General features: G+C 71.2%; 22 protein-coding genes and 3 pseudogenes. 8 read left to right on the top strand and 17 right to left on the bottom strand.

Annotation, left to right across the window (positions count from 1 at the left end):
- Window positions 1-2: 2 nt before the first annotated feature.
- Both M2266_RS19935 and mshA read right to left on the bottom strand, forming a co-directional pair.
- The gene (locus M2266_RS19935; RefSeq protein ID WP_277439406.1) at window positions 3-584 is read right to left on the bottom strand and encodes a YbjN domain-containing protein; all 582 of its coding nucleotides are present in this window, start codon (window positions 582-584) and stop codon (window positions 3-5) included.
- A complete protein-coding gene (gene mshA / locus M2266_RS19930) occupies window positions 577-1929 on the bottom strand; it encodes a D-inositol-3-phosphate glycosyltransferase (RefSeq protein WP_277439405.1) in 1353 nt (450 codons plus the stop codon). The genes M2266_RS19935 and mshA overlap by 8 nt, the downstream gene beginning before the upstream one ends.
- A 155-nt stretch (window positions 1930-2084) precedes the next feature.
- Here mshA and M2266_RS19925 point away from each other — a divergent pair, with 155 nt between their 5' ends.
- The 3 genes from M2266_RS19925 to M2266_RS19915 all read left to right on the top strand — a co-directional run bounded on the left by M2266_RS19925 (window position 2085) and on the right by M2266_RS19915 (window position 5728).
- A complete protein-coding gene (locus M2266_RS19925; RefSeq protein ID WP_277439404.1) occupies window positions 2085-2882 on the top strand; it encodes a class I SAM-dependent methyltransferase in 798 nt (265 codons plus the stop codon).
- 233 nt (window positions 2883-3115) lie between these two features.
- Window positions 3116-4165, top strand: coding sequence for an NlpC/P60 family protein (locus M2266_RS19920; RefSeq protein ID WP_277439403.1), 1050 nt, complete (start codon window positions 3116-3118; stop codon window positions 4163-4165).
- A 279-nt stretch (window positions 4166-4444) separates the two neighbouring features.
- Window positions 4445-5728, top strand: coding sequence for a fused response regulator/phosphatase (locus M2266_RS19915; RefSeq protein WP_277439402.1), 1284 nt, complete (start codon window positions 4445-4447; stop codon window positions 5726-5728).
- A 16-nt stretch (window positions 5729-5744) separates the two neighbouring features.
- Here the strand turns inward: M2266_RS19915 and M2266_RS19910 are convergent, their stop codons facing one another.
- From M2266_RS19910 to M2266_RS19890, 5 genes and pseudogenes are all read right to left on the bottom strand, one after another.
- Window positions 5745-6074 carry a DUF2516 family protein gene (locus M2266_RS19910; RefSeq protein ID WP_277441276.1) on the bottom strand — a complete coding sequence of 110 codons (330 nt, stop codon included), beginning with the start codon at window positions 6072-6074 and terminating at the stop codon, window positions 5745-5747.
- 137 nt (window positions 6075-6211) lie between these two features.
- Window positions 6212-6779 (bottom strand): annotated as a pseudogene (locus M2266_RS19905) (hypothetical protein).
- Between the two features lie 99 nt (window positions 6780-6878).
- On the bottom strand, window positions 6879-7301 hold the full coding sequence (locus M2266_RS19900; RefSeq protein WP_277439401.1) for a helix-turn-helix transcriptional regulator: 423 nt from the start codon (window positions 7299-7301) through the stop codon (window positions 6879-6881).
- Window positions 7302-7357: 56 nt separating this feature from the next.
- Window positions 7358-8659 carry an RNA polymerase sigma factor gene (locus M2266_RS19895; protein WP_277439400.1) on the bottom strand — a complete coding sequence of 434 codons (1302 nt, stop codon included), beginning with the start codon at window positions 8657-8659 and terminating at the stop codon, window positions 7358-7360.
- Window positions 8660-8792: 133 nt separating this feature from the next.
- Entirely contained in the window at window positions 8793-9146 is a 354-nt protein-coding gene (locus tag M2266_RS19890; protein WP_277439399.1) for a YciI family protein, read from the bottom strand.
- Between the two features lie 181 nt (window positions 9147-9327).
- Here M2266_RS19890 and soxR point away from each other — a divergent pair.
- Window positions 9328-9777: pseudogene (gene soxR, locus M2266_RS19885) on the top strand (redox-sensitive transcriptional activator SoxR); the annotation flags it as partial.
- 193 nt (window positions 9778-9970) lie between these two features.
- Window positions 9971-10525: a DinB family protein gene (locus tag M2266_RS19880; RefSeq protein WP_277439398.1), complete on the top strand. Its 555-nt coding sequence runs from the start codon at window positions 9971-9973 to the stop codon at window positions 10523-10525.
- Between the two features lie 54 nt (window positions 10526-10579).
- Here M2266_RS19880 and M2266_RS19875 read toward each other — a convergent pair whose 3' ends face one another.
- Both M2266_RS19875 and M2266_RS19870 read right to left on the bottom strand, forming a co-directional pair.
- Window positions 10580-11614, bottom strand: coding sequence for an aspartate-semialdehyde dehydrogenase (locus M2266_RS19875; protein ID WP_277439397.1), 1035 nt, complete (start codon window positions 11612-11614; stop codon window positions 10580-10582).
- Window positions 11611-12525: a dihydrodipicolinate synthase family protein gene (locus M2266_RS19870; protein ID WP_277439396.1), complete on the bottom strand. Its 915-nt coding sequence runs from the start codon at window positions 12523-12525 to the stop codon at window positions 11611-11613. Before M2266_RS19870 ends, M2266_RS19875 begins: the two co-directional genes overlap by 4 nt.
- Window positions 12526-12651: 126 nt before the next feature.
- Between M2266_RS19870 and M2266_RS19865 the strand changes: the two are divergent.
- Window positions 12652-13075 (top strand): annotated as a pseudogene (locus M2266_RS19865) (GNAT family N-acetyltransferase).
- On the opposite strand, the gene M2266_RS19860 reads toward M2266_RS19865, so the two are convergent.
- From M2266_RS19860 to M2266_RS19850, 3 genes are all read right to left on the bottom strand, one after another.
- The gene (locus M2266_RS19860; protein WP_277439395.1) at window positions 13035-14153 is read right to left on the bottom strand and encodes a phosphotransferase; all 1119 of its coding nucleotides are present in this window, start codon (window positions 14151-14153) and stop codon (window positions 13035-13037) included. The pseudogene M2266_RS19865 and the gene M2266_RS19860 overlap by 41 nt on opposite strands.
- A 109-nt stretch (window positions 14154-14262) precedes the next feature.
- On the bottom strand, window positions 14263-14982 hold the full coding sequence (locus M2266_RS19855) for an HAD family hydrolase (protein ID WP_277439394.1): 720 nt from the start codon (window positions 14980-14982) through the stop codon (window positions 14263-14265).
- A complete protein-coding gene (locus M2266_RS19850; RefSeq protein ID WP_277439393.1) occupies window positions 14979-15878 on the bottom strand; it encodes a GntR family transcriptional regulator in 900 nt (299 codons plus the stop codon). The genes M2266_RS19855 and M2266_RS19850 overlap by 4 nt, the downstream gene beginning before the upstream one ends.
- A 239-nt stretch (window positions 15879-16117) precedes the next feature.
- On the opposite strand from M2266_RS19850, the gene M2266_RS19845 reads away from it, so the two are divergent.
- A complete protein-coding gene (locus M2266_RS19845; RefSeq protein WP_277439392.1) occupies window positions 16118-16276 on the top strand; it encodes a hypothetical protein in 159 nt (52 codons plus the stop codon).
- 28 nt (window positions 16277-16304) lie between these two features.
- Here M2266_RS19845 and M2266_RS19840 read toward each other — a convergent pair whose 3' ends face one another.
- Complete coding sequence (locus M2266_RS19840) at window positions 16305-17549, bottom strand: GNAT family N-acetyltransferase (RefSeq protein ID WP_277439391.1); 1245 nt, start codon at window positions 17547-17549, stop codon at window positions 16305-16307.
- Between the two features lie 154 nt (window positions 17550-17703).
- The gene (locus M2266_RS19835) at window positions 17704-18255 is read right to left on the bottom strand and encodes an ABC transporter substrate-binding protein (RefSeq protein ID WP_277439390.1); all 552 of its coding nucleotides are present in this window, start codon (window positions 18253-18255) and stop codon (window positions 17704-17706) included.
- A gap of 280 nt (window positions 18256-18535) precedes the next feature.
- Here M2266_RS19835 and dtd point away from each other — a divergent pair, with 280 nt between their 5' ends.
- Window positions 18536-18961 carry a D-aminoacyl-tRNA deacylase gene (gene dtd / locus M2266_RS19830; RefSeq protein WP_277439389.1) on the top strand — a complete coding sequence of 142 codons (426 nt, stop codon included), beginning with the start codon at window positions 18536-18538 and terminating at the stop codon, window positions 18959-18961.
- 23 nt (window positions 18962-18984) lie between these two features.
- On the opposite strand, the gene M2266_RS19825 is transcribed toward dtd, so the two are convergent.
- The 3 genes from M2266_RS19825 to M2266_RS19815 all read right to left on the bottom strand — a co-directional run bounded on the left by M2266_RS19825 (window position 18985) and on the right by M2266_RS19815 (window position 21093).
- On the bottom strand, window positions 18985-19962 hold the full coding sequence (locus M2266_RS19825; RefSeq protein WP_277439388.1) for a glycine cleavage T C-terminal barrel domain-containing protein: 978 nt from the start codon (window positions 19960-19962) through the stop codon (window positions 18985-18987).
- A gap of 10 nt (window positions 19963-19972) precedes the next feature.
- The gene (locus M2266_RS19820; RefSeq protein ID WP_277439387.1) at window positions 19973-20410 is read right to left on the bottom strand and encodes a transcriptional repressor; all 438 of its coding nucleotides are present in this window, start codon (window positions 20408-20410) and stop codon (window positions 19973-19975) included.
- Window positions 20411-20529: 119 nt separating this feature from the next.
- A complete protein-coding gene (locus M2266_RS19815) occupies window positions 20530-21093 on the bottom strand; it encodes an FABP family protein (RefSeq protein WP_277439386.1) in 564 nt (187 codons plus the stop codon).
- Window positions 21094-21260 lie beyond the last annotated feature (167 nt).

The raw sequence follows: 21260 nt of genomic DNA, 5'->3' as shown, positions 1-21260 counted from the left end.
GGTCAGCCGTCCGACAATTCGGGCTTGTCGGCTCCGGTCAGATGTGTGAACGCGTCCAGGTTTCGGGTCGACTCACCGCGCGAGACGCGCCAGGCGTACTCCTTGCGGATCGAGGCCGCGAAGCCGAGTTCGAGGAGCGTGTTGAAGGAGCCGTCCGCGTTCTCCAGGACCGCGCCGAGCAGCCGGTCCACCTCGTCCGCGGTCACGGCGGCGAGCGGGATCCGGCCCGTCAGGTAGACGTCGCCGAGCCGGTCGATCGCGTAACCCACCCCGTACAGCCGGAGGTTGCGCTCCAGCAGCCAGCGGTAGACCGCTTCCTGGTTCTCGTCGGGGTGCCGGACGACGAAGGCGTTGAGGGAGAGCGTGTGCCGGCCGACGATCAGCGAGCAGGTGGTGGAGAGCTTGCGGGTGCCGGGGATCTTGGCGACGTACGTGCCGGGCTGCGGGCTCTCCCACTCCAGCCCGGCTTCCTCGAGCGCTTGCTCGACCGTGTCGCGGGCGATCTGCTCGCCGGGGTGGGGCGCCGTGCCGCTCGCGCTCCGCCCGGCCTGTCCCGCTCCTGCTGTCTGTCCGTGCTCAGCCATGAACCGATCGTAGGTGACGGCGGTGTTCCTGCATCGCTGCGGAGTAGACGTCGGCCGTCGACGCCGCCGCCCTCCCCCAGCCGAACTCCTGGGCGTGCCGCGCGGCGGCCTCCCCCAGTTGCTCACCGAGGTGCGGCTGGTCGACGAAGCGGCGCAGCGCCCGCGCGTAGTCGACCGGGTCGTGGCCGGGGACCAGAAAGCCGGTCTCGCCGTCCCTGACCGCCACCGACAGCCCGCCGACGGCCGCGGCGACCACCGGCGTGCCGCAGGCCTGCGCCTCGATCGCGACCAGGCCGAAGGATTCGCTGTACGAGGGCATCACCAGCACCGTCGCGGCCCGGTACCAGTCCGCGAGCCGCTGCTGGTCGACCGGCGGCTGGAACCGTACGACGTCGCCCACGCCGAGCCGCGCGGCCAGCTTGTGCAGCCGCTCCGGCTTGCTGAGGCCGCTGCCGCTGGGGCCGCCGACGATCGGGACGACCAGCCGTTCGCGCAGCGAGGGATCCTCGTCCAGCAGGATCGCGACGGCGCGGAGCAGCACATCGGGGGCCTTGAGCGGCTGGATGCGGCCCGCGAAGAGCGGGATCAGGGCGCCCTGCGGCAGACCGAGGCGGGCCCGGGCGGCGGCGCGGCCGTCGGCAGGAGAGAAACGGTCCAGGTTCACGCCGGGGTGGACGACGGCCACCTTGGCGGGCTGCGCGCCGTAGTGGCGGGCGAGCTCGTCCGCCTCCTCGTCGGTGTTCGCGATCAGCCGGTCGGCGGCCTCCACGATCTGGGTCTCGCCGATGACGCGGGCGGCCGGCTCGGGCGTGTCGCCCTGGGCGAGCGCGGCGTTCTTGACCTTCGCCATGGTGTGCATGGCGTGCACCAGGGGGACGCCCCAGCGCTCGGCCGCGAGCCAGCCGACGTGGCCGGAGAGCCAGTAGTGCGAATGGACGAGGTCGTAGTGGCCGGGGCGGTGGCCCGCCTCGGCCCGCATCACGCCGTGTGTGAAGGCGCAGAGCTGGGCCGGCAGCTCCTCCTTGGCCAGCCCCTCGTAGGGGCCCGCGTCGATGTGCCGGACGAGGACCCCCGGGGCGAGCTCGACGGAGGGCGGCAGGGCGCCGGTCGTGGCGCGGGTGAAGATCTCGACCTCTACGTTGATCTCGGCGAGACGCTTCGCCAGCTCCACGATGTAGACGTTCATGCCCCCGGCGTCGCCGGTGCCGGGCTGGTCGAGGGGCGAGGTGTGCACGCTCAGCATCGCCACTCGGCGCGGGCCGCCGCGGCCGTGGACGGGCCGGCGCAGTCGGCGCGATTGCGCGTAGCCGCGCAGGGCACCGAGCCGTGCCATGTGCTGGGTCACGCCGCTCTCCATTCGGCCGGACGGATCCGTTCAACCGTGGAACGCCGGAACCGTCCATTCCCATTTCCGTTTTACCGAACTTTTTGCCGGGGGTGGGAGGCGGTTGGCTCTTGGCCCGCGGCCGCCCCCCGAGAGCCGGCGCCTAAAGTCGAACCATGGCGAGACCCGTCGGGACCATCACCCGTGGCACCACGAATCCGAACCGGCTGCGCCGGATGGACCGGTGGATCGCGTCCGTGCTCGGGCCCGAGCTGCGGCGGGCGGCGGACCCGGTGGCAGTGGACCTGGGGTACGGGGCGGCGCCATGGACGGCGGTCGAGCTGCTGGGGCGGCTGCGTACGGTCCGGCCGGACGCCGTGGTGGTCGGGCTGGAGATCGACCCGGCGCGGGTCGCGGCGGCGGAACCGTACCGGCGGGACGGGCTGACGTTCGCCCACGGCGGGTTCGAGGTGGCGCTACCGGGGGGAACCGGCCGGCGGCCGGTCCTGATCCGGGCGGCGAACGTGCTGCGGCAGTACGACGAGGGCGACGTGCCGGCCGTCTGGGACCGGCTGCGGGCCCGGCTGGCGCCCGGCGGGCTGCTCGTGGAGGGGACCTGCGACGAGATCGGCCGCCGGCACGTGTGGGTGGCGATCGGGCCCGAGGGCCCGCGCACGGTGACGTTCGCGACGCGGCTGGGGTCGCTGGACCGGCCGTCCGATCTGGCGGAGCGGCTGCCGAAGGCGCTGATCCACCGGAACGTCCCCGGTGAGCCGGTGCACGCGTTCCTGACGGAGTTCGACCGGGCGTGGGCGACGGCGGCGCCGTTCGCGTCGCTCGGCGCGCGGCAGCGGTGGATCCGCAGCGTGCGCCTCCTGGCGGAGGGCGGCTGGCCGGTGACGGACCGCGCGGACCGCTGGCGGCAGGGCGAGGTCACGGTGCGCTGGGAGGCGCTGGCCCCGCGCGGTTCCTGAGCCCAGGTCCGGCAGACTTCCCGACGGACGGACTCCCGACGGACCGACCCCCGACCGTGGGACCCCCCAAACCGACGGCCCCCCAAACCGACGGACCTCCGACCGAGGGACCCTGGACCGACCGACCCCACCCGCGCCCCGGACGCCAATTCCCCGCTGCCCCTGTCACATTGCGGCACCTCGTGGCACCATCCCCCCTCATGTGACGATCCGTCAGATACGAGGTGGTGACGATGGCGGCGAAACCATCGCGCGGCGTGACCGTCGTGTGCACGGCCCTGCTCTACGCGGCAGCGACGCTGGCGGTGCCCGGGGCCGCGCACGCCGAGCCGCCGAAGACACTCGCCCAGGTGCAGGCCGAGGTGGCCTCCCTCTACCACCAGGCGGAAGCGGCCACCGAGTCGTTCAACGCGGCCGAGGAGAAGGTGCTCGCGCAGCAGAAGAACCTGGTCGCGCTCGCCATCTCGCTGGACGCCGCCCAGACGCGCCTGGCCACGCTGAAGGACCAGGTCGGGGCGATGGCGCGGGCGCAGTACCGCGGCGGCGGGATGACGGACGAGGTGCGGCTCGCGCTCTCCGCCGACCCCGACACGTTTTTGGCGGACGCGAGTCTGGCACAGCGCGGGGCGCGCGCCGCGAACGCCACGATCCGGGACCTCACCTCCACCCGGACCGCGTTGGACGGCTACGCGCACGCGGCCACCGCCGCGTGGGAGGCGCTGGTCGCGACCCGGAAGAAGTCCGCGGACGCCAGGGCGCAGGTCGAGTCACGGCTCGCCGAGGCGAAGGCGCTGCTCGCCTCGCTGCGGGAACAGGAGCGACTGCGGTTGCAGCGGCTGGAGGACGAGACCGCGTACCAGGCGCAGCTGGCGTGGACCCGGAGCGACGAGGCGAAGAAGCTGGCGCAACTGCCCCGGGCGGCGGGCGACGCGAGCGCGCAGGGCCGGCGGGCGGTGGCGTTCGCGGCGGCGCAGATCGGCAAGCCCTACGTGTGGGGCGCGGGCGGACCGTCCGCGTACGACTGTTCCGGGCTGACGCAGCAGGCGTGGGCGGCGGCGGGCCGGACCATCCCGCGGACGTCGCAGGAGCAGTGGCGGCTGCTGCCGCACGTGCCGGTCGACCGGATGCGCCCCGGCGACCTGGTCATCTACTTCGACGACGCCGGCCACGTGGGGTTGTACGTAGGGGACGGCGCGATCGTGCACGCGCCACGGCCCGGCAGGAACGTCACCATGGCCGGGGCGGGCTCCATGCGGATCCTGGGCGTGGTCCGTCCCGGGTGACCGGCGCGGCCCCCGGCCGGCAGCGCACCCGCGAGCCCCCGGGTGGCCCCGGGTGGCCGTTTATCGCACAGGGCGTCCTGCCGGGCGTTGCACAGAGTGCGCGTCAACCGCGAAAGCCGGGTGATGTATGTCATGTCCGGATCGCCGTATCGGAGCTGAAATCCCCCTCTGACCGCCGCATATGACACAGGCGGTTTACGTCGTGGCCTCCCGCCACACCGCGCGCTGCCGCTAGGGTCGCCTGTCAATGACCCTCGGGGGGAGGGAAGGAACCGTCCGATGACCGCAACAGGGGTACCGCACGCCGGTGAGGCGGACGGCTGCGCCGTCCTGCCGCTGCCCCGGCAGCGCCAGGATCCGTCGGCGTCCGCGCTGACCCTGCTGGTCATCGGCGACGACCCGGCGGGCACCTTCACCGCGCCCGAGCTGCTCGACGGCGCCGGGACCCGGGTACGCATCCGCCGGGCGCGCAACCTCACCGAGGCCGAGCGGCTGCTCACCGACGACGTGCACTGCGTCCTGCTGGTGCTCGACGGCGACGGGCTGGAGAGTCTGCGCCGGCTGCTGCTGATCGCACCCACCACGGCCGTCCTCGTCTTGACCGGCGAGGGCGGGGGTGACGCGGGCGAGGCCGGTGAGGCGGTACGGATCGGCGCGCAGGATCACCTCACCCGCGACGAGGTCGACGGCTCGCACCTGACCCGGGCGATCCGCTATGCCGTGGAGCGCAAGCGCGCCGACCTCGCGCAGCGCCAGCTCACCGAGACCCGGCTGCTCGCCCAGGAGAACTCCCGGCTGGAACGCGGACTGCTGCCCAACCCCCTGCTCGAGGGAGCGGATCTGCGGTTCGCGGCGATGTACCGGCCGGGGCGCAGCCGCGCGCTGCTCGGCGGCGACTTCTACGACACCGTGCGCACGACCGACGGCACGGTGCACGCGATGATCGGCGACGTCTGCGGGCACGGCCCGGACGCGGCCGCGCTCGGTGTGCAACTGCGGATCGCCTGGCGGGCGTTGACCTTCGCCGGGCTCAGTGGCGACCTGCTGCTGAGCACCCTGCAGAAGGTCCTGGAGAACGAGCGCGCCGACGACGAGACCTTCGCGACGCTCTGCACGGTGGACATCGCGCCGAACGGCGTGAGCGCCGATCTGTATCTGGCCGGGCACCCGGCCCCGCTGCTGACCGGCGCCGACGGCGTGCCGCGGCTCCTGCCGTACGAGGCGGGCGGCCCCGCGCTCGGACTGCTGGAGCAGACCGCGTGGAGCCGGATCGACGTCGAACTGGGCACGTCCTGGAGCCTGATGCTCTACACCGACGGGCTGATCGAGGGCCGGATAGGCGAGGGTACGCAGCGGCTCGGCCAGGACGGGATGGTCCGAATGATCACCCGCCAGCTGGCCGGCGGGCTGCGCGGTGAGGACCTGCTGGACGCGGCCGTCACCGAGGCACGCGAGCTGAACGGCGGGGAGCTGACGGACGATGTCGCCGTCGTGCTGCTCGACCGCGTCGCCCCGGCCCGGATCACGGGCCTGCCGGCCCAGCTCCAGCGGTCCGACGGCTGAGGATCCCTGACAGAGCTCAGCGGCGGAACGGTCCGTAGGGGCCGTCGCTGCTGCTGCCACCGCGGCGTCCGCCGCCGGAGATCTGCTTCAGGGCCGGACGGACGTCGACCATGTAGACGATCACGGCGACCAGGCCGAAGGCCGGCAGGAAGTCGAAGATCGAGAAGAATTTCATCACCAGCGCGGCCAGCCCGAGGACGATCAGCCAGAACAGCTTCGTCTTCTTGTCGGCCGCGCGGTAGGCGTCCTCGCGGCGCACCGCGGCATCGATGAACGCGAAGAGCGCGAAGAGGAACAGCCCCCATGACACCAGGGCCACCACCCCGAAGAACCCCGTGACCAACACGTCGCCCACCGCCTTTTCGTCCGTATGCCCGAGCCGGCCCGATGCCCGGGAAACCGTCGCCGCCACCGTATCGGTACCGCATGCACAACGGGCCGGGCACGCCCCGCGTGCCCGGCCCGTCCGTTGCGCGGCGCGTACTACTCGGCCGGCTTGGCCGCCGGCTTCTTGGCGGGGGCCTTCTTCGCGACGGGCTTCTTCGCCGGCGCGGAGACCGAGGCGTCCGCCGTGGGGGTGGAGGTGGACTCGGCGGCGGCCGGGCGCGGGTCGGGCTCGACCGCCACGGCGATCTCCTCGATCTCGTCGGCCACCTCGCCGCGCCAGGTCGCCGACGGCGCCCTTGCCGCGCTCGGCCAGCGTGCCGTAGGTCTCCTGGACCTTCACGGCGGCCTCGGCGGCCCGGCCGACGCCCTGGAGCGCGAAGTCCTGGACGGACTCGCCGATCTTCTTCAGGTCCAGTTCGACGGAGCCGAGGGCCTCGGTCACCTTCGTCTGGGCGTCCTTGGCCTGCGCCGCGACGCGGTCCTGGAGCACCTTCGGATCGGTGTTGCGGATCTTCTCGAAGCGCTCGGGGGCCTCGGCGCGGATCCGCTCGATCAGCGCGGGCACCTGCTGCAGCTTCTCGGCGGCGAGGTCGGCGGTACCGGCCACCGCGTAGAGCGGAGTCGGGTCCTTGAGCGTCTTCACGATGTCATCGGTGATCGCCATGAGGGTCCTCCCGGACGGGGGTTGTTGACGCGTGGTCGTGCATACGGTGAGTGCGTGCGATTCCTGCGTGCGCGGTCTGCGCACGGTGTGCTGGGCGCGCTACGAACGCGCCGGTCGAACGGTCTTCGGCCGCACCGGGTCCGCCGGCGTCGGGTCCACGGGTACAGGCTCCTCCACCACGGCGTTCTCCTTGCGGAACGACTCGTAGATCTGGATCAGCACCTGCTTCTGCCGCTCATTGATCGTCGGATCGGCCAGGATCGCCGCGTGCACCTCCAGCTCGTCCCGGTCGCGCTCCTCGAGCATTCCGGCCTGGACGTACAGGGTTTCCGCGGAGATCCGCAGCGCCTTCGCGAGCTGCTGCAGGATCTCGGCGCTGGGCTTGCGCAGCCCGCGCTCGATCTGGCTGAGGTAGGGGTTCGAGACCCCGGCGGCGTCCGCGAGCTGCCGCAGCGACAACTGCGCGTTGCGCCGCTGCTCCCGCAGGTACTCGCCGACGTTGCCGACGTTCAGTGAAGCCATGTCCCGATGCTGCACCATCGATGCTAGCTATTGCAAGCACATCGCTTGCAAAAGGCTCAATCGGGCGTGTGAGAGCCGTCACTGATCCGTTCACACTCCGCGACGCGCCGCTCCAACAGGGTGCGCTCGCGGGCGTTGCGGGTGAGGGAGGCGGCACGGGTGAACTCCTGACCGGCCTCTTCGTACCGGCCGAGCCGGGCGAGGAGATCGCCGCGGACGGTCGGCAGCAGGTGGTAGCCGGCCAGGGACGGCTCGGACGTCAGCGTGTCGACGAGCTCGAGTCCGGTGGCCGGCCCGTACGCCATGGCCAGCGCGACCGCGCGGTTCAGCTCCACGACGGGCGACGGAGCGCGCGCGGCGAGCTGTTCGTAGAGCCCGGCGATCGTCCGCCAGTCGGTCTCCTCCGCGGTGCGGGCCCGGGCGTGGCCCGCGGCGATCGCGCCCTGCAGCACGTAAGGGCCGGGCCGGCCGCCGAGCGCGGCCGCGCGCTCCAGCGCGGCGAACCCGCGGCGGATGAGCAGCAGGTCCCAGCGCGAGCGGTCCTGGTCGAGCAGCAGGACCGGCTCGCCCGCCGGGCCCGTCCTGGCCGCCGAACGTGACGACTGGATCTCCATCAGCGCGACGAGGCCGTGCGCCTCGGGCTCCTTCGGCATGAGCGCGGCCAGGACGCGGCCCAGCCGCAGCGCCTCCGCGCAGAGCGCGGGGCGCATCAGGTCATCGCCGGCGGTCGCCGCGTACCCCTCGTTGAACACCAGGTAGATGACCTCGAGGACGGACGAGAGCCGGTCGGCCAGCTCGGGCCCGGCCGGCACCTCGAAGGGGACGCCGGCGTCGGCGAGCGCCTTCTTGGCCCGCACGATCCGCTGGGCGACCGTCGACTCCGGGACGAGGAACGCGCGCGCGATCTCCTCGGTCTTCAGACCGCCCAGCAGCCGGAGCGTGAGCGCGACGCGTGCCTCGGTGGAGAGCACCGGGTGGCAGGCGATGAAGACCAGCCGCAGCAGATCGTCCTCGATGTCACCGTCGAGGACGGCCTCGGCATCGGCCGGCGGGCCGTGCCCCGCGTTCTCCAGCTCGTGCCCGAGCACGTCGATCTTGCGGGCGAGACGCTCCTTGCGGCGCAGGAGGTCGATCGCGCGGTGCTTCGCGGTGGCCATGAGCCAGGCGCCCGGATTCTCCGGGACGCCCGACCCGGGCCACTGCTCGAGCGCCGCGACGAGGGCGTCCTGCGCCAGCTCCTCGGCGAGGCCGACGTCGCGCACGAGCCGTACGAGCCCGGCGATGAGCCGCGCCGACTCGATCCGCCACACCGCCTCGATCGCGCGGTGGGCCTCGGGGCGGCCGCTGGGTACCGTCATGGCGACCCATCAGAGCATCCCCGTCCGCGCGACGGCAAACCCGCGGTCAGGGGCGATGGGCGCCGCCCGGGGCGGTCGGTCGTACCCGCTCCCGGTCAGACATTCCCGCCCCGGGCAATCGTTCGTGCCCCGCTCAGTCGTTCATCCCCTCGATCTGCCGGATCTCCGACTCGATCTCCCAGCCGTCACCGTGGATCCGCAGGAAGCGCGAGGCCCATTCCAGCGCCTCCTCCTTGCTCTTCACCTCGATCATCGCGTAGCCGCCGATGACTTCCTTCGCCTCGGTGAAGGGCCCGTCGGTCACGCTCAGCTTGCCGCCGGAGAGCCTGATGCGGGTGCCTTCCGCGGTCGGCCGCAGGCCGCCGGTGTCGAGGAGCACGCCGGCCTTCGTCATCTCCTCGATGAGCTTGCCCATGTCCTCCATCAGCTGCTCACCGGGGACGAGGTCGGTGTTCTCCTGGACCCGCAGCATCATCATGTAGCGCATCGCGATCGCTCCTTCTCGTACTTCTCTGCCATCCGAACCCTGCTCTACTGATGCGTCGAACGGGAGCCGCCGGGATCGACACGTCCGCGAAAGTTTTTTCTCCGGTACCCGAGTGGCCCCGGATCCCGTACGTGAACGATGGTTCAGGTCGGCCACCAGGTCGGCCACTACTGTGGCTGCCATGACCGCCCAACTCCCCTGGAACGCCAAGGAAGCCACCGTCGGCGAACTGTCCGACCGCAGCGGCGTCCCGCCGTCCGCGCTGCGCTTCTACGAGCGCGAGGGGCTCATCCGCAGCCGGCGCACCTCCGGGAACCAGCGCCGCTACAGCCGCGACACACTGCGCAGGGTCGCCTTCATCCGGATCTCACAGCGGGTCGGCATTCCGCTGGCGCGGATCCGCGAGGTCCTCGGGCTGCTGCCGGAGGGGCGTACGCCGAACCGGGCGGACTGGGCGATGGTCTCGGAGTGCTGGCGGGACGATCTGAACAGCCGTATCGCCCAACTGGAGCAGTTGCGGGACCGCCTCACCGACTGCATCGGCTGCGGCTGCCTGTCCATCGCCTCGTGCCACCTGGCCAATCCGCACGACGCCCTCGGCGAGCAGGGGCCGGGGCCGCGCCGGCTGCTGGGCTCCAGCCCCCCGGTTGCGGACGGCACGTGCGCTGTGGACGTTGCGGACTGCGCGTACGTTGCAGACGCTGTGGACGCTGTGGACGCTGTGGACGCCGCAGAGGCCGCGGAGACCGCGGACGTTGCGGACCGAAACTGACCGCATGGGTTCCTAGAGTCGAGGCATCGAGACCGAACGAGAGGTGGTCGTCATGCCGACACTGGTGCACACGGGGAAGACCGGCGAGCGGAGCGAGCGGGATGCCCTGCTGGCCTTCCTGGAGGCACAGCGCGGCGCCCTGCGCCGGGCCGTCCTGGGGCTGACCGACGAGCAGGCGGCGTCCCGGCCGAGCGCGAGCGAGCTGTCGCTGGGCGGGTTGATCAAGCACGCGGCGAGCTGTGAGGACAACTGGGTCCAGACCACGCTGATGGGGCGGCCGGGCGCCCGCGAGCGCGACGAGTCGAACTGGCACCAGGACTTCCAGCTGACCGGCGACGAGACCGTGGCCGGGGTGCTGGAGGAGTACGCGGCCGTGGCGCGGGCGACCGAGGAGACGATCCGCGGCCTGCCGGACCTGGAGGGGAGCGTGCCGCTGCCGGAGGCGCCGTGGTTCCCGGCCGGCATGCGGGTCGACGCCCGCTGGGTACTGCTGCACCTCATCGAGGAGGCGGCCCGGCACGCCGGACACGCGGACATCATCCGCGAGTCGCTGGACGGGAAGACGTCGTACGTGCTGATCGCCGAGGAGACCGGCAAGGCCTTCTGACGGCGATCAGCACGTACGCGCCGGGGCCCGGCCCCGGCGCGTACGCGGCCGCGTTCAGCGTGCGGCGGTCAGTTCCGCCGCGACCAGCTCCGCGACCTGGACGGCGTTGAGGGCCGCGCCCTTGCGCAGGTTGTCGCTGGAACAGAAGAGGGCGAGACCGTTGTCCACGGTCTCGTCCCGGCGGATCCGGCCGACGAAGGTCGGGTCCTGACCGGCCGCCTGCAGCGGGGTGGGGATCTCGGAGCGCTCGACGCCGGGGGCGGCGGCCAGCAGCTCGTAGGCGCGCTCGACGCTGATCGGACGCTCGAAGCGCACGTTGACCTGCAGCGAGTGCCCGGTGAAGACCGGCACGCGCACGCAGGTGCCCGAGACCTTCAGCTCCGGGATCTCCAGGATCTTGCGGCTCTCGTTGCGGAGCTTCTGCTCCTCGTCGGTCTCGAAGCTGCCGTCGTCGACGATCGAGCCGGCCAGCGGCAGCACGTTGAACGCGATCGGGCGGGCGTAGACGCCCGGCTCCGGCAGTTCGACGTTCTCGCCGCCGAAGGCGAGCGCGGCGGCCTTGTCGGCGATCTTGCCGATCTGGCCGTCGAGCTCGGCGACACCGGCCACGCCGGAGCCGGAGACGGCCTGGTACGTGGTGGCGATCAGCGCGGTCAGACCTGCCTCGTCGTGCAGCGGGCGCAGGACGGGCATGACGGCCATCGTCGTGCAGTTCGGGTTGGCGATGATGCCCTTGGGGCGGTCCGCAATGGCGTGCGGGTTGACCTCGGACACCACCAGCGGGACCTCGGGGTCCAGCCGCCAGGCGGAGGAGTTGTCGATGACGACCGCACCCGCCGCGGCGACCTTGGGCGCGAGCGCCCTGGAGGCGGCGCCGCCCGCCGAGAACAGGACGATGTCCAGCCCGGAGTAGTCGGCCGTGGCGGCATCCTCGATGACGATCTCGCCGTCCTGCCATGGCAGTGTGCTGCCGGCCGAACGGGCCGAGGCGAACAACCTCAGCTCCTTCACGGGGAAGGCGCGCTCGGCGAGCACCTTGCGCATGACTCCGCCCACCTGGCCGGTCGCTCCGACGATTCCGATCCTCATGACGCCTCTCCGATCAATGCGTGCGAATGGTCCCGAGTATCCCCTGCCGCGTCCCATGCCCGGAGGGCCGTCTCAAGCGATGGGCCGGCGGCGGGCAGCAGCGGCAACCGTACGCCGGGTCCCGGGATGCGGCCGTGGGCGTGCAGCACGGCCTTGACGACGGTGGGGTTCGGCTCGGCGAACAGCGCCGCCGCGAGGGCCGCCAGCCGGTGCCCCAGCGCCCGGTCGCCGGTTCTGGAGAACTCCACCCAGCGCTCGGTCGCCAGATGCGCGGAGGCGAGCACGGCACCTGCCGCGCCGAGGGCGAGCAGCGCCGGGGCGAAGACGTCATCGCCCGCGAGGACGGCGAAGCCGGGCGGATCGGCGCCGAGCAGCGCCACCGTGTCCTGGTCGACCCCGCCGACCGCGTGCTTCACCCCGACCACGCCCGGGACGGCGGCCAGCCGCAGCAGCGCGTCGATGCCGAGGGTCTGCCCCGTGCGATACGGGATGTTGTAGATGATCAGCGGCAGCGGACTGTCCGCGGCCAGCGCCTCGAAGTGCGCGACCACCCCGGCCTCGGAGGGCCGCGTGAAATACGGCACGGGGACGAGCGCCGCGGCCGCCCCGGTACCCGCGAGCGCGCTCAGCTCCTCCCCCGACCGCCGGGTGTCGTTCGACCCGGCGCCCACTGTCAGCCATGCCCCGCGCTCCCGGCAGGCCCGGCCGACGATCTCGGTGACGGCGGCCCGCTCCCGTACGTCGAGGGTGGCGGCCTCAGCGGTGGTCCCGAGGGCGACGAGTCCGGTCGCGCCCGCGTCGAGGACGTCGTGCGCGAGAGTCTCCAGCGCGGCGACGGCCACCGTCCCGTCGCTGTCGAAGGGCGTGATCAAAGGCACGTGAATGCCGCCGAGCGGCCGGTCCAGATCCATGCCGACGAGCGTGCCGCACCACGACAGTCAAGGTCCAGTTAATTGTTCTTCGCGGACAGGTAAGCAACGCTATGACAACGCGATATCGGGTCGACGCCGCCGCCCCACCCCTGACAGCCTCGCGCCATGAACGACGACACCTATGAGATCTCGACGGACCCCGCCCGGCTGGACGCCACCCGCGTCCACCACTGGCTCTCCACCGACGCCTACTGGGCGCTGGGCAGGACCCGCGAGAAGCAGGACAGCGCGATCGCCAACTCACTCAACTTCGGCCTCTACGACACCGCTTCCGGCGAGCAACTGGCCTACGCCCGCGTCGTCACCGACCACACCACCTTCGCCTGGCTCTGCGACGTCTACGTCGACCCGGCCACCCGCGGCAAGGGCCTCGGCATAGCCCTGGTGACCGCCGTACGCGACCACCTCGCCCCCGCAGGGCCTGCGCCGCATCCTCCTCGCCACCGCGGACGCCCACGGCGTCTACGCCAAACTGGGCTTCGAACCCCTCACCGACCCGGCCAAGTGGATGGCCCTCGGCCTGCAGTGACGGGAGCGGCGTGGCGCCGGTGCCAGTCCTCGAAGGCGGCCTCCACGACCACCCGGGAGACCACCTTCTCCAGTCCCAGTGGCTCCTGAGCGGCACGAAGGGTGCGCCAGACAGAGGCGGCGACCTGCCGCAGTTGCGCGTAGTCGAGTACGGCGTTCAGACCTGTCGCCCCACGGATGACATCCGTGAAGACGGATTGCATGCGTTTGTAGGCCACGTAGTGCGGCAGGTCCGCATCCGCCCCCTTGGCCGCCGCCTCGCCCACCGCCCGCTTCCAGCGCTCGATGACCTCGCGCTCCTGCGGCAGTGGATAGCGCATGAGGTGCAGATGGGTCGCCAGGTCGTAAAGCGGATCGCCGACGAGCGCCAGCTCCCAGTCGATGGTCCACAGTGCGCCGTCGTCATCGACGATGAAGTTCTGCCGGTGCAGGTCGCCGTGGAGCAGCCGGTTGGGGCGCGGAGTCAGCTGCGGCAGTCCCCGCTCGAACGTGCTCAGCACGCCTACCGGCACGTCAAGGTCGTTCAGCAGCCGGGAGAAGTTCTTGCGGTGCGGGGCGTAGACGTGCTTCCGGGTGAAGTGCACCAACTCCCGGAGGAACGCCGTGGAGCTTCCGTCGCCTCGGCTCAGCACACAGGTGCACACACGCTGCCGTTGCTGCGGTGGCGGCAGTTCCACGACGTCGAAGGCCGCGAGGTGTTGGAAGAGCTCCTCGATCTGGTCGAGGAAGGCGGCGCTGACCGTCCTGCTGCCGCCCGCGCCCCGCAGACTGCTCAGGGTGCGTCCTTCGATGAACGAGATCGCGGACGCATGCCCGTCGATCTTCGTGACGAGCGGAATGCGCGGAATCCGGCCCTGAAGGGCCGGGAGCAGCTGGTCCTCGGAACGGAACACCCGCAGGTCGAACCAGAAGACACCAGGGCGTGGTTCCCGCAGTTTCATCCGGCGGAATTTCAGGCCGAGCGTGGAGCCGGCGTCGAGCCTGACCGCGTAGGTCACGTTGTGGTAGCCCGGGAAGGGGCCCTCGACCCGCTTGACTCCTTCCAGGGACGCGACCCTCGTCGCTGTCGTCGTGGCCACGGATTCTCCGACTGTGAGTTCGAACTACTGACGCACACTCCGTGCCCCACAGCCCATGCGTGGCGTCGAGACTATTACGCAAGCCCCCTCATCGAGCAGACCCGAACGGTTACATTTGTTGGTCTTCTTCGAAGAGGTGCACGAGTGCGTCAGTAATATGTTCGGCGCCGGCGATCTCCAGCTCCAGCCGCTTCGCCTCGTTCCTCGCGTAGCCAAGGAAGGTGACACCAGCCGCTCGAGCCGCGGTGCAGTCGTCGCCGGAGTCCCCGATCATCAGGCAGTTCTCGGCCCGCGCCCCCGTGGTCCGCAAGGCCTCCCGCAGGCAGAACGGATCGGGCTTCAACAGCTCGGGATCGGCCGGCCTGCCATGGACATGCGCGCCGAAGAACGGGCTCAGCCCCATCCGGGCCAGGTATACGTTCGCCGCCTCCACGGAGTTGTTCGTCGTAACAGCGACCTTGCTCCCACGGGCGACGAGCCAGAAGACCAACTCAGAGGCGTGCTCGGTGGGCACGGCCGAGTCCGCCGCACGCACCTCCTCAGCGGTGAGGAGGCGCTGCAGTTCAGCCACCTGGTGGCTCCACACCGTCCCCCGATAGGCCTTCGAGGTGTCCCGCAGCACCTGGAGGGGGTTGTCCGGATCCTTTAAGGCGGGCGTCAGTCCCCACTCGTCGAGCCGGCGACGCAGTACCCGAGCCACTTCGTGCGCCCGATAGTGGCCGAACAGGCCGGCCAGCGGACCGTCGAAGTCGAAGAGCACGCATTCCGCGGCGGCGACGAGTTCACGACGGGTCCGTCGACAGGTGGCGGAGGGCGGTGGGGAGGTCACTCGAAAAGTGTCAACGGCTCGGCGATGGTTGACCAGACGGATTCGAACCAATCCCGCGAGCGCCGCACGAATTCGGCGCCGTACGGGTCGGGGCCGGCCTTCGCGGAGTGGTGGAAGAGTGTGGCCCCGAGACCCAGGAAGTCGTAGATGTCCATGTCCTCCCCGCGGTAAGACACCGTGCGCCGGACAACCTTGTAGTAGCCGAACAGGGATTCCGTCTCGTTGAGCAGGTAGAGCTTGTTCACTGGTGTGACCGCCACGGATTTGATCTCGACGGACACCTCCGTCCCGAGGCCCAGGTCCGCCAGTCGGCCGACGGAGCTCTGCAGGCCGAGCGCGTGGCTCTGCGCCAACTGCCGCAGCCTTTCTCTCGGCCGCGGGTCCTCCGGGTCGTCGGCCAGCCGCGGCACGGCCAACATCGCGTCGGGAGACGGCAGGAGCAGCCGCACTTTCACGGACTCCGGGGCTTCGAGCTCTCCCGCCTGGATGAGCCGGAGCGGGCCCTGCATCGCCGAGTTCAGCGTCTCCGCGGTGAGCGAGAAGGAGTCCAGCGTCACCGTGGGCACGCGGAACGCGGCTTCGAGATGCTCGGCCAGCTCGACGCCCGCCGGCCCAGGACCCGCATGCGAGGGCGCCGCGTGCGCGGGCGCCGCCGAGGGGCGTAGGACGTACGACCCCCGGCCGCGCTGCGAGTCGATGTAGGCGTCTTTGCGAAGCTCGTCCAGTGCCCGCTGGACTGTGGCCCTGGACACCTTGAAGCGCCTGCTCAGAGCCTTTTGGGTTGGGATCTGATCACCCGCGGCCAGCACGCCACTGTCCATCTCCGCACGCAGTTCCCGCGCGATGCGCCGAAACGGTGGCCCCGCGCCGTTCTGCTCCGAGCTACCCGGACTCATACGTTCCAGGCTACAACTCTCAATCAACCCAGGGAAGTTGACTGACTTAGGTTGTTCACCTCATTCAACCGGGAAGACCCTTGAAGGAGAAGCAGCTCAGTCGACTTCGAGGATTTACCCAGGGGTTATCGAAGTTGACGCACCGGGGGTAAGCGTCATCAACCGTCCAACGGCGTACGGGACATACCGCAACCACCCACCTTCTGTCACCACCCAGCGCCACGAAGGAGGGACCTGCCATGCCTGTTCTCGGATTCCTTTTCGAGCAGTTCGTCCAGTGGAGGTACGGCGCAGCCTGGGCGGTCGTCTTCGGACTGATCGCCTTGGACCGTAAGGACCGCGGCACCACCTACACCTGCCTCGCCCTCACCGGGATCGCCATCCTGATGGCGCAGTAGGGGCGGGCAGGAGTGGGGAGCCCGGGCGTCAGAAGCTGTCCGGGTTCCAGGGGCGGCGCGGGGTGCGGAAGAGGGTGTCCGCGCGGGGTACGGCGCCGGGGCGGTGCTCGGTGACGCGGCCCAGGACGGCGAGGCGCTGGACGGACTCGTCGCCGAGGTACAGCGTTCCCAGGTCCGCGATGTCGAGGGAGAGGTCCGGGGCGTCCCCGGTCGGGGTGCAGGAGGCCCGGCCGTCCGGGTCCGTCTCCAGGCGGAAGCGGCCGCCGGCCAGGCCGGCGGCGTCGCGCAGGTCCAGGACGAGGGAACCGGCGCCGGTGTAGGTGCGGGCCGCCAGAGCGCGGGGGGTGTCGAGGATCCGGAGCCACATGAAGTCGGCGTTCGTCTCGACCCTCGCGGCACGCGGGTCGCCGAGCAGCAGCGGCATGACGTCGTCGGGGGCACGGAAGCCGGACTTCAGCTCGGTGACCCAGTCGATGGAGAAAAGGTAGCGCCACAGCGCGCGTTCCGCGGCCGGGGAGGCCGCGATCAGACCGCTCGTCCGCAACGTCATCTTCGGGAACTTGTTCGCCCACCGGTGTTCCGTGACGAAGTACGAGGCCAGACCGTCGACCTGGCCCGAGTCGCTCCGGTAGGCCGCGTAGAAGGGTTCCTTCCAGGGCCGGGACGGGAAGGACAGCTGCCCGGTGTCCAAGTCCCACCAGCGGTCGGGGCGGTCGATCGCGCCAGGCGTAAGGCGCCGGAAGCGCTCGTGGAGTTCGGGGCCGATCTTGCGAATCTCCGCGGGTGTCAGCAGGTCGATCCTGCCCTCGGCGGGACCCGACCAGCGGCGGTCGAGACCGGCCCGGGGGATGTCGACGTCCCATTCGTTGGTCCACGTCGCGGGGCCGAAGCCGTAGCGGCCGTAGATCGGGTACTCGGCGGCGATGAGGATCGCCACCGCCTCGCCGCGCTCCTTGGCCGCCGCCAGGTCGTGGGACATCATGCGGGTCGCCAGCCCGCGCCGGCGGTGCGTCGCGGTGACGGTGACGTTGGTGACGGCGGAGGCGGCGAGCCGATCGCCGCCCGGCACGGTGAGCTCACGCGGCGCGCTGCGGAAGGTGGCCACGCAGCGGCCCTCGTCGAACACGCCCTGGGTGCGGTCCAGGTCCAATCCCGGCTTGCGGGCCGCGAGTTCCTCCGGGGAGACCGCCGGCGGCGCCAGGAACCCGTTGTTCAGCGCGCGGAGCCATTCCGGCAGGTCGGACTCGTCGAGGGTGTGGAGGTCGAGGCTCATCCTCCGAACGTAGGCGGCCGCGGGACGGGACGCACCCGGATTTCCTGCGGTGGCGGCCGGGTTGGGAGGCGGCGGCACGGCTGGGACGCGGCGGCGAGATCGGAGGGCCGGGAGGCCGAGAGGCCGGTGGGCCCCACCGGCGCTCCCGCCGCGCTCAGCTCTCGGCGAGCAGGTCGTCCACGCTGGCTTCTCCGTCACGGTATCGGCGGGTGATCTCCGCGCTGCACCCGTCGACCGTCCGTTGGAGGGCCTGCCGGCGCCGGGAGACCTGCTGCTCGTGGCGGACGAGGCGCCCCATCCCCTCGTGCAGGTCCTGGTCGGTGCGCGCGTCGAGGTCCGACAGCTCGACCTCGGAGAGCATCTCCTCGGCGAGCCGCCGCACCCGCTCGGTGAGCGGCGTGCCCAGCGTCACGTGCCGGGCGGACGAGCGGTGCCGCGATGGCGCGTCGGTCAGGATCTCCGGCAGCCGGTCCAGCAGCGGGGCGTCCGGCGCCGTGCGGCGCCCGAGCTCCGCCCGCAGGATGTCGATCCGTCCCTGCAGCAGCCGGCGCAGATACGACAGGTCCGCCTCCTCCTGCTGCGCGTCACGTCGCAGGGTGCGCAGCGTGCCGAGGCCCAGCGCCCCCATCTCGGGCTCCGGGGTGTCCGCGGCGAGCGGGCTGCGCGGGCCCGGGGGCCGCGGCCCCAGCGCGTCGGCCTTCAGCATGTGATGGCCTTTCTCGATGGGGGCGGTCGGTGCGATCGGTGCGGTGGTACCGGATGTCTCTCCAGTGCCGGGTGTGGTCATGCCTGTCGTCCCCTCGTCGCGGCCGAAAGCCGCCCAGGTTCCGATGGTCCCACTGCCTGCCGACACCCCGCAGCGACTCTGCACCCGAACGGCCCCGACGGCGGGCGTGCTTGGCGCCCAACCGGGCGTACGACCTGCGGTCGCGTGCGCCTCCTCACCCGTGCGAGTGGTGTTGGCACATGCACGCGACAATGGCCGTATGCGAGCGGTTGCCCAACGGGTCAGTGAAGCGAGTGTCGTGGTCGACGGGGAGACGGTCGGGTCGATCACCGGCCCGGGATTGTGCGTTCTGGTGGGGGTGACGCACGAGGACACCCCGGAGAAGGCGGCGCAGCTCGCCCGCAAACTGTGGAGCCTGCGCATCCTGCCGGACGAGAAGTCCTGCTCGGACATCGGCGGCCCGCTGCTCGTCATCAGCCAGTTCACGCTTTACGGTGACGCCCGTAAGGGGCGGCGCCCCACGTGGAACGCCGCCGCGCCCGGCGAGATCGCCGAGCCGCTCGTCGACGAGGTCGTGAAGCGGCTGCGCGAGCTGGGGGCGGACGTGGAAACGGGCCGGTTCGGCGCGGACATGAAAGTCGCACTGACGAACGACGGCCCGTTCACCCTGGTCATCGACATCTGATCCGGCACCGGTTCGGAGAGACGTCAAGGAGCGACGACGATCTCCTGCGACGCGACCGTCGTGTCGGCCAGCAGCGTCGCGTCGACCGCCGTGTTGCGCTTGACGAGGGCCAGCGCGATCGGGCCCAGCTCCCAGTGCCGCGCCGAGGACGTCACGAAGCCGACCTGCCGGCTCTCCGCGCCCTCGGAGGCGATGCGGACCGGTGAGCCGTGCGGCGGGAGCTTCACCTCGCTGCCGTCCAGGTGCAGGAAGACCAGGCGCCGCGGGGGCTTGCCCAGGTTGTGCACGCGGGCGACCGTCTCCTGGCCCCGGTAGCAGCCCTTCTGCAGGTGGACGGCGGTTTCCAGCCAGCCCAGCTCGTGCGGAATGGTGCGGTGGTCGGTCTCCAGGCCCAGCCGCGGCCGGTGCGCCTCGATCCGCAGCGCCTCCAGCGACAGCGACCCGATCGGCCGTCCCGCGCCGGCCGCGAAGGACTCCAGCTCGGCACGTGGCACGAAGACGTCCCGGCCGTGCGCGGTCTCCCGGACGGCCCAGCCCTCCGGGACGGGCGTGATGGCGCCTGCGGGCAGGTACACGATCGCGTACTGCTCCGAGGCGTCGACCGCCTCGACCTTGTAGAAGAACTTCATGCTCTCCAGGTACGCGAGCAGCGCGCCCTGCGTACCGGGCTCCACGTGGATCCAGGTCGTCGTACCGTCGTCCACGAGGTAGAGCGCGTGCTCGATGTGGCCGTGCGCCGTGAGAACCAGCGCCTCGGTGGCCTGGTGGGCGGGCAGCTGCTCGACGTGCTGGGTGAGCAGCAGGTGCAGCCAGGCGAGCCGATCCTCGCCGCTGACGGTGAGGACGCCGCGGTGCGAGAGGTCCACGAAGCCCGTCCCGTCGGCCAGTGCCCGCTGTTCGCGGAACAGGTCGCCGTAGTGTCCAGCGACACCTTCGTCCGGCCCCTCCGCGGGGACGGCACCGGGAAGCGACAGCAAGGGGCTCTTCGACGTGACGGTCATGGCGATAAGCCTACGACTCGGCGGCGGAAGCCTTCGCTGTGCACGCGGCGCAGCGGCCGAAGATCGCGAAGTGCTTCATGTCCGTCTCGAAGCCGAAGGCCTCGCGCAGCCCCTGGGTGAGCGGCGCGGCGAGCGTCACGTCGGCCTCGATGACGGAGTCGCAGTCCCGGCACACCAGGTGCATGTGGTGGTGCCGGTCCGCGAGGTGGTACGTCGGGGCCCCGTGCCCGAGGTGGGCGTGACTGACCAGGCCCAGCTCCTCCAGCAGCTCCAGCGTCCGGTAGACGGTGGAGATGTTGATGCCGGACGCGGTCCTGCGCACCTCGGTGAGCAGTTCGTCCGGAGTCGCGTGCTCCAGAGCGTCCACGGCTTCCAGGACAAGCTGCCGCTGCGGGGTCAGCCGGTAGCCGCGCTGCCGCAGATCGCTCTTCCAGTCGGTGGTCACCACAGCCCCCAGTGTAGAGCCGCGGCCCCCGGACACCGCTTGCCCGCGGGCCCGCGACGTCCGGGCTCCCCGCCTGGGCGCCGCGCTTGAAACCGGGGCGCCCTACGTGAAGCCCGGGCGGCTTACTTGAAGAACGCGATCCCGTCGTCGGGGAGGTCCTTGAGGTCCTTCGCCCACTCCCGCGGGTCCACGACCTTCTTCAGGTGCGCGGACATGTACGGGCGCAGCGTCACGGCGGGGGTGGCCTTCTCGCCGACCCACATCAGGTCGCTGTTGACGTAGCCGTAGAGCCGCTTGCCGCCGGAGTACTCCGGCGACTCGGGCAGCCGCGCGACAGCGTCCGTGACGATGTCGATCTGCGGCTTCTGGTCGGCCAGCTCGCCGGTCCAGATCTCGATGACGCCCTCGTCACGGGTGACGGTGACATCGACCTTGCGGTCCTTGTCGATCCGCCAGAATCCGCTCTCGCTCTCCAGCGGGCGCAGCTTCTTGCCCTCGGCGTCCAGCACCCAGGTGTGCGAGGTGTACTCCAGGAAGGCGCGGCCGTCGTGGCTGAACGTCACCTCCTGCCCGAAATTGCACTTCTCGGAGCCGGGGAAGTCGTACACGCCCGCGCCCTCCCACCTGCCGAGGAGGAAGACGAGCGGGACGAGGTCGGGGTGGAGGTCGGACGGGATCTCGATCATGGTGTGGTGCCCTGTTCCGTTGTCCGTGCGGCCGAGGTCAGCGCTGGCCCTGGTACAGCTTCGCCACCGCGAAGACGGAGAACGCGGCGACGCCGAGGCAGACCAGGACGAGCAAGGCGTCGAAGATGTACTCAATACGCACGAGTGTGCTCCTCGGGCAGGCATGC

This window comes from Streptomyces sp. SPB162 (assembly GCF_029504575.1).
Lineage (GTDB): Bacteria > Actinomycetota > Actinomycetes > Streptomycetales > Streptomycetaceae > Actinacidiphila.
This window is presented reverse-complemented; position numbering and strand designations above follow the sequence as displayed.

Excerpts from the sequence above, each read along its gene's own strand:
- M2266_RS19935 (WP_277439406.1), bottom strand. The coding sequence starts at position 584 with ATGGCTGAGCACGGACAGACAGCAGGAGCGGGACAGGCCGGGCGGAGC.
- M2266_RS19925 (WP_277439404.1), top strand. The coding sequence starts at position 2,085 with ATGGCGAGACCCGTCGGGACCATCACCCGTGGCACCACGAATCCGAAC.
- M2266_RS19920 (WP_277439403.1), top strand. The coding sequence starts at position 3,116 with ATGGCGGCGAAACCATCGCGCGGCGTGACCGTCGTGTGCACGGCCCTG.
- M2266_RS19915 (WP_277439402.1), top strand. The coding sequence starts at position 4,445 with ATGACCGCAACAGGGGTACCGCACGCCGGTGAGGCGGACGGCTGCGCC.
- M2266_RS19900 (WP_277439401.1), bottom strand. The coding sequence starts at position 7,301 with ATGGCTTCACTGAACGTCGGCAACGTCGGCGAGTACCTGCGGGAGCAG.
- M2266_RS19895 (WP_277439400.1), bottom strand. The coding sequence starts at position 8,659 with ATGACGGTACCCAGCGGCCGCCCCGAGGCCCACCGCGCGATCGAGGCG.
- M2266_RS19890 (WP_277439399.1), bottom strand. The coding sequence starts at position 9,146 with ATGCGCTACATGATGATGCTGCGGGTCCAGGAGAACACCGACCTCGTC.
- M2266_RS19880 (WP_277439398.1), top strand. The coding sequence starts at position 9,971 with ATGCCGACACTGGTGCACACGGGGAAGACCGGCGAGCGGAGCGAGCGG.
- M2266_RS19875 (WP_277439397.1), bottom strand. The coding sequence starts at position 11,614 with ATGAGGATCGGAATCGTCGGAGCGACCGGCCAGGTGGGCGGAGTCATG.
- M2266_RS19870 (WP_277439396.1), bottom strand. The coding sequence starts at position 12,525 with ATGGATCTGGACCGGCCGCTCGGCGGCATTCACGTGCCTTTGATCACG.
- M2266_RS19850 (WP_277439393.1), bottom strand. The coding sequence starts at position 15,878 with ATGAGTCCGGGTAGCTCGGAGCAGAACGGCGCGGGGCCACCGTTTCGG.
- M2266_RS19845 (WP_277439392.1), top strand. The coding sequence starts at position 16,118 with ATGCCTGTTCTCGGATTCCTTTTCGAGCAGTTCGTCCAGTGGAGGTAC.
- M2266_RS19840 (WP_277439391.1), bottom strand. The coding sequence starts at position 17,549 with ATGAGCCTCGACCTCCACACCCTCGACGAGTCCGACCTGCCGGAATGG.
- M2266_RS19835 (WP_277439390.1), bottom strand. The coding sequence starts at position 18,255 with ATGCTGAAGGCCGACGCGCTGGGGCCGCGGCCCCCGGGCCCGCGCAGC.
- dtd (WP_277439389.1), top strand. The coding sequence starts at position 18,536 with ATGCGAGCGGTTGCCCAACGGGTCAGTGAAGCGAGTGTCGTGGTCGAC.
- M2266_RS19825 (WP_277439388.1), bottom strand. The coding sequence starts at position 19,962 with ATGACCGTCACGTCGAAGAGCCCCTTGCTGTCGCTTCCCGGTGCCGTC.
- M2266_RS19815 (WP_277439386.1), bottom strand. The coding sequence starts at position 21,093 with ATGATCGAGATCCCGTCCGACCTCCACCCCGACCTCGTCCCGCTCGTC.